The organism is Bacteroides sp. D22, assembly GCF_000163675.1.
Lineage (GTDB): Bacteria > Bacteroidota > Bacteroidia > Bacteroidales > Bacteroidaceae > Bacteroides > Bacteroides xylanisolvens.
This window is the reverse complement of sequence record NZ_GG774795.1, coordinates 119,275-124,582: the sequence shown is the minus strand read 5'-3', so window position 1 is coordinate 124,582 and position 5,308 is coordinate 119,275. Positions and strand designations below refer to the sequence as shown.

Genomic DNA, 5,308 nt, shown 5'->3' with positions numbered 1-5,308 from the left:
GGGAGCAAAACTATTGAAAGCGGATCTTTCACAAGCTGCTAATTCAGCGATTGTATGGGATAAGGAAATGAAAGAGTATTATGAAAGGAAAAGGAAGGAAGGGAAAGCTTATGGAGTAGTGCTAAATGCAGTCAAGTTTAAACTAGTAGGAAGAATGTTTGCTGTGGTCAAAAGGGGAACACCCTTTGTGGAGTTAATGACTTACAAAAAGTAAACGGACTGAAATAGCCCGTTTAATTTCTTTAACTGTTTTTTATAGGCCTATTATTTGCATAGGTCTTAGAATTCTGTGGTGAAATTGTTTTATCTTTGTCCCTGTTATGATAGAATATATTAGAGGCGAACTTGCCGAACTAAGTCCGGCAACCGCAGTGATTGACTGTAACGGGGTGGGATATGCCGCCAATATATCCTTGAATACCTATTCGGCTATTCAGGGAAAGAAAAACTGTAAGCTATATATTCACGAGGCGATTCGGGAAGACGCGTATGTGCTTTACGGATTTGCCGAGAAGCAGGAGCGGGAGATTTTTCTATTATTGATTTCTGTCTCCGGAATCGGGGGGAACACGGCACGTATGATTCTCTCGGCGCTCTCACCTGCCGAACTGGTGAACGTAATCAGCACCGAAAACGCGAATATGCTGAAAACGGTGAAAGGTATCGGGCTGAAGACTGCACAACGGGTGATTGTCGACCTGAAAGATAAGATAAAAACGATGAGTGGGTCTGCCGGCGGAGGTGTTTCCGCAGGTCTGTTGCTGCAACCTGCCAATGCGGAAGTGCAGGAAGAGGCGGTGTCTGCATTGACAATGCTCGGTTTTGCTGCCGCGCCTTCGCAGAAGGTGGTGTTGGCTATCTTGAAGGAAGAACCGGATGCTCCGGTAGAAAAGGTTATTAAACTGGCTTTGAAACGTTTGTAGTATGAAGCAACAGAAAATTTATATGCAGGCATGGCTGGACGCTCACGGTCGTGCAAAGGTAGTGAATACGGATAAATGGTATCTGGATTTCGCTAATCAGCTATTGCCATTGGTGGCTGAATCGTATATATATGGTGGGAAAGACATGGAAGAAGACCAGAAGCAAGTGGCTCTGACGTGTGCCTTATACTTGGAAGATTGCGTGGCAGACGGAGGAAACTGGCGTCAATTTATCCACTGGCATCAGGAAAACTACGGACGTTACCTGCCTTTCTACACGTTGACGGACGAATATCTGCCGGACGAAATCAATCGTGAAGATGTTGTTTTCCTTTTGTGGGCAATCAATTCACCGGTCGGTGATGATTTTGACGGAGTGGAGAACCCGATGGATGCAGATTTGCTGGAGTTTGCAGATGCATTATACAACCGTTTGGATGCTGCGTTCGAATTGGCTCCTATCAGTGATTACCTTGCGACGGACTGGCTGCTGGAAACGGAATTGATGCAAAAGAAGCGAATGCCTCTGCCGATAGCTTTGCCGGGAGAAAAAATGCCTGCCAACGTTGAGCGTTTCCTTGAAGCAAGTAAAGGTGAACCGCTTTTGTACTTCGACTCTTACGATGCGCTGAAATTTTTCTTTGTGCAATCATTGAAGTGGGAGGATGAAGAAGATTCTCTGTTGCCTGATTTAAAAGAGTTTGATAACTTCGTGGTTTTCGCCAATCCGAAAGGGTTGTTGATAGGGCCTGATGTGGCCCCATATTTTGCGGACAAACGCAACCCGCTCTACAATGCTGAACTGGCAGAAGAGGAAGCATACGAACTGTTTTGTGAAGAAGGTTTGTGCCCGTTTGATTTGTTGAAATATGGAATGGAACATGAGCTGTTGTCGGAAGCACAGTTCCCGTTTGAGAACGGAAAGGAACTGTTGCAGGAAAACTGGGATTTTGTGGCTCGCTGGTTTTTGGGCGAATATTACGAAGGAGAATAAGAGAACAAGAATCAGATATAAGTACTGTTTATATAAGTGTTGTCTATGCCAATCAAAAAAAATAACAATCCTTTCGTCGGAAAGACAAAGTCCGCAGCCGGTAAAAAGAAGACAACCGGAAAACGGGTTGGAAAATCAAAACGGGAAAAGGCTAATAATCAATTGAATAGAAGGGTAAAATAAGGATGTGGAGGATACGCCGTTTTTGCTTACCAGGCTACGCCGTTTTATGATGGCAGACTACGCCTTTTCTCCATACCAGGAAACGCCTTTTCTTCCGCGCAGAGAATAAAGAGGCTTATTATACATTTGACGGGAATAGTTGTCGTTTATGAAAAATAACAACTATTCCCGTCAGTTTTATTGTTGACCGATGTTTTTTTCTGCTAAATAGCTTCTCTTTTGACGGTTTTTAGTAATTCAGACAGAAGAACAAAAAATAAAATAGCAGTTCAATAAGCAACAAAAATAATTTTCAAAGCGCAGCCTTTATGTTCTTTTGTTCTTATGTCTAAAAATAAAAGATCATTTATCTCATTTTCGCACCGATAGTTTTCTTTTTGCCAAATGGAGTTTCCTTTTTATTAATCGGTAATTTCCTCCTGTGCCTTCCGTTCTTTTTTCTTATTGATAAATCCGATTTTCAGGTTAGCTTCCTCTTGTTCTTTTTTAATCTGTTCCATTGCAGAGAGGATTTGCGCTAATTCATAAACATTGGCTGCGGCTAGTCGGTCGGTGGGACTCATCGTTGTTTTATAGGTACGGTCGCCCATATATTCCACACGGATATTTTTGTCTTTATTGAGATGTAGGAATTCGATTACATTGCCGTCTTCTCCCTGTTTGTAATCAGCTTTTTCTATTTTCTCGTTCATATCGGTTGTTTCGTAGCTGTCTTTGGAGCTTGGAGTTTCGGCAAAACTGCCGTCAGGAGCAATCACTTTCACTTTGTTGTGGTGGATATTGCCGGCACCGCAATAGATAGAGGTCATACTCATGATGCCTTGCTCGTTCACTTGGAAGCGGAGGTACGAACGGTGCATGTTTTTCTCAATGGTCTGTGTAGGCCAGAGGTAGTTGCCTACTTGTTGATATTCGGCATCTTTTTCTAGGGTGAATTTGTCTTTGATGGCGTTGAATTCTTTCGTTTTTGCCTGAAAGGTGCTATCCAGATAAGCAAGCGTTTTTTGCTGTGCTTTTGTTTCAACATCAAGCATTAGTGCCTGTCCCGCCTTACGTGCTTCGAACGCTTTGGGATACAGAATCTTGATACTGTCAATTTGTAACTTAGCTTCTTCATAGTCGCCACGTTCGTAGGCAGCCTTGGCAACCATCAGTTTTTCATTGGCTTTTTTCTCAAGGCCATTTCCGCAGGCAGCTAATGCCAGCGTACCACAAAAGAGGATAATCAGTTTTTTCATCACAAATTTTATTTACTGGTTCTATTATTTACATGAAGAAGCAGTGTCCGTTTGCCATTCACTGTTCATCGTTCTGTTCTTCATTCACTTTATTAGCGGCAAAAATACAAATATATCCCTTATTTTTGTAATTTTGTCCCCTCAAAACTTATAACTAAAAAGAATGATAGAGTTGACTCAAGAGGAATTGAAGCAGCATTTTAGCGAACCCATCTTCGGACAGATAGCCGAAACGGCCGATGCGCTCGGCATGGAGTGTTATGTGGTAGGTGGTTACGTTCGTGATATTTTTCTGCAACGTCCCTCTAAAGATATAGATGTAGTAGTTGTAGGAAGTGGAATTGCAATGGCAGAAGCCCTTGGAAAACGGTTGGGACGTGGTGCTCATGTCTCTGTTTTTAAGAATTTCGGGACGGCACAAGTAAAATACAGAGGTACGGAAGTAGAGTTTGTAGGTGCGCGTAAGGAGTCTTATCAACGGGATTCGCGCAAACCGATTGTTGAAGACGGTACGCTGGAAGACGATCAGAACCGTCGTGATTTCACGATCAATGCTCTTGCCGTATGTCTCAATAAGGCACGTTTCGGCGAACTGGTAGATCCGTTCGGAGGCATGGAGGATATGAAGGAAAAGACAATCCGCACTCCGCTCGACCCGGATATCACTTTCAGCGATGATCCTTTACGCATGATGCGTTGCATCCGTTTTGCTACGCAACTGGGCTTTTACATTGACGATGATACTTTCGAATCGCTTTGCCGGAATAAAGAACGGATTGAAATCATCTCCCGTGAACGTATTGCGGACGAACTGAATAAGATTATTCTGTCTCCGATTCCCTCAAAAGGTTTTATTGATTTGGAACGTAGCGGTTTGCTGCCGTTGATTTTCCCGGAATTTGCTGTCTTGCAGGGAGTGGAAACACGGAACGGACGTTCGCATAAGGATAATTTTTATCATACATTGGAAGTGCTGGATAATATCAGCAAGAAGACTGATAACCTTTGGTTACGCTGGGCTGCTTTGCTGCATGATATTGCCAAGCCTGTCACGAAACGTTGGGAACCGAAAGCGGGATGGACGTTCCATAACCATAATTTTATCGGTGAAAAGATGATTCCGCATATCTTCCGCAAGATGAAGCTGCCGATGAATGAGAAGATGAAGTACGTGCAGAAGCTGGTTAGCCTGCACATGCGTCCGATTGTTATCGCGGATGATGTGGTGACAGACTCGGCTGTACGCCGTCTGCTCTTTGAAGCGGGAGATGACATTGACGACTTGATGATGCTCTGTGAAGCGGATATTACTTCCAAGAATATGGAACGTAAGCAACGTTTCCTGAATAACTTCCAGTTGGTTCGACAAAAGCTGAAGGATTTGGAGGAGAAAGACCGTGTCCGTAACTTCCAACCGCCCGTGAGTGGAGAAGAAATTATGGAGATTTTCGGTTTGGAACCTTGTCGTGAAGTCGGTGTTTTGAAAAGTGCTATAAAGGATGCTATCTTGGATGGAGTGATTCCGAACGAATATGAGGCTGCTCATGCTTTCATGCTGGAGCGGGCTAAGAAGATGGGGCTGACGCCGGTGTGCTGATAGAAGGACGGAACAGATATATTATAGTATTCAAACACGGGTTTATACGAATCAGTAGTTGAATTGGAGTAAAACTGTACTGAAATGAACTAAATGATAATTTTGCGGAATGCCCTGAAAGGGCATAATTGTATACGGTTCCGCCCTTTCAGGGCTTGTGGCTGGTGTGTTTTTTTCGTAGGGCGTTGCCCTACGCTATATAATTAAGCCCTTTCAGGACACCCCAATAAATATATAATTGTAAGGCTTTCAGCTTAACCGATAAAATCTCATTTAACCGCTAAATTCCCATTTAATTAAGAACTGTACTGAAACGAGTTAAACGGTGCGCTAATGAATGGGTCAAAGGTGAGGGTTGGTGAGGGTAGATTTT

The 5,308-nt window shown here is 43.3% G+C and carries 4 protein-coding genes and 1 pseudogene; 4 read left to right on the top strand and 1 reads right to left on the bottom strand.

From position 1 onward, the window contains the following. The 3 genes and pseudogenes from HMPREF0106_RS23740 to HMPREF0106_RS23750 all read left to right on the top strand — a co-directional run. Positions 1-214: pseudogene (locus HMPREF0106_RS23740) on the top strand (IS110 family transposase); the annotation flags it as partial. A gap of 106 nt (positions 215-320) precedes the next feature. Beyond that, positions 321-923, top strand: coding sequence for a Holliday junction branch migration protein RuvA (gene ruvA / locus HMPREF0106_RS23745; protein WP_009038728.1), 603 nt, complete (start codon positions 321-323; stop codon positions 921-923). 1 nt (position 924) lies between these two features. Next, positions 925-1,917, top strand: a complete 993-nt coding sequence (locus tag HMPREF0106_RS23750; RefSeq protein WP_009038727.1) for a DUF3843 family protein — start codon at positions 925-927, stop codon at positions 1,915-1,917. A 584-nt stretch (positions 1,918-2,501) separates the two neighbouring features. Here the strand turns inward: HMPREF0106_RS23750 and HMPREF0106_RS23755 are convergent. Beyond that, entirely contained in the window at positions 2,502-3,338 is an 837-nt protein-coding gene (locus HMPREF0106_RS23755; protein WP_032850939.1) for a hypothetical protein, read from the bottom strand. 163 nt (positions 3,339-3,501) lie between these two features. Here HMPREF0106_RS23755 and HMPREF0106_RS23760 point away from each other — a divergent pair, with 163 nt between their 5' ends. After that, a complete protein-coding gene (locus HMPREF0106_RS23760; RefSeq protein WP_009038725.1) occupies positions 3,502-4,935 on the top strand; it encodes a CCA tRNA nucleotidyltransferase in 1,434 nt (477 codons plus the stop codon). Positions 4,936-5,308: the final 373 nt, after the last annotated feature.

What these genes read in the sequence shown, in the direction of transcription:
- HMPREF0106_RS23760 (WP_009038725.1), top strand. Translation starts at nt 3,502, where the DNA reads ATGATAGAGTTGACTCAAGAGGAATTGAAGCAGCATTTTAGCGAACCC.
- HMPREF0106_RS23750 (WP_009038727.1), top strand. Translation starts at nt 925, where the DNA reads ATGAAGCAACAGAAAATTTATATGCAGGCATGGCTGGACGCTCACGGT.
- ruvA (WP_009038728.1), top strand. Translation starts at nt 321, where the DNA reads ATGATAGAATATATTAGAGGCGAACTTGCCGAACTAAGTCCGGCAACC.
- HMPREF0106_RS23755 (WP_032850939.1), bottom strand. Translation starts at nt 3,338, where the DNA reads ATGAAAAAACTGATTATCCTCTTTTGTGGTACGCTGGCATTAGCTGCC.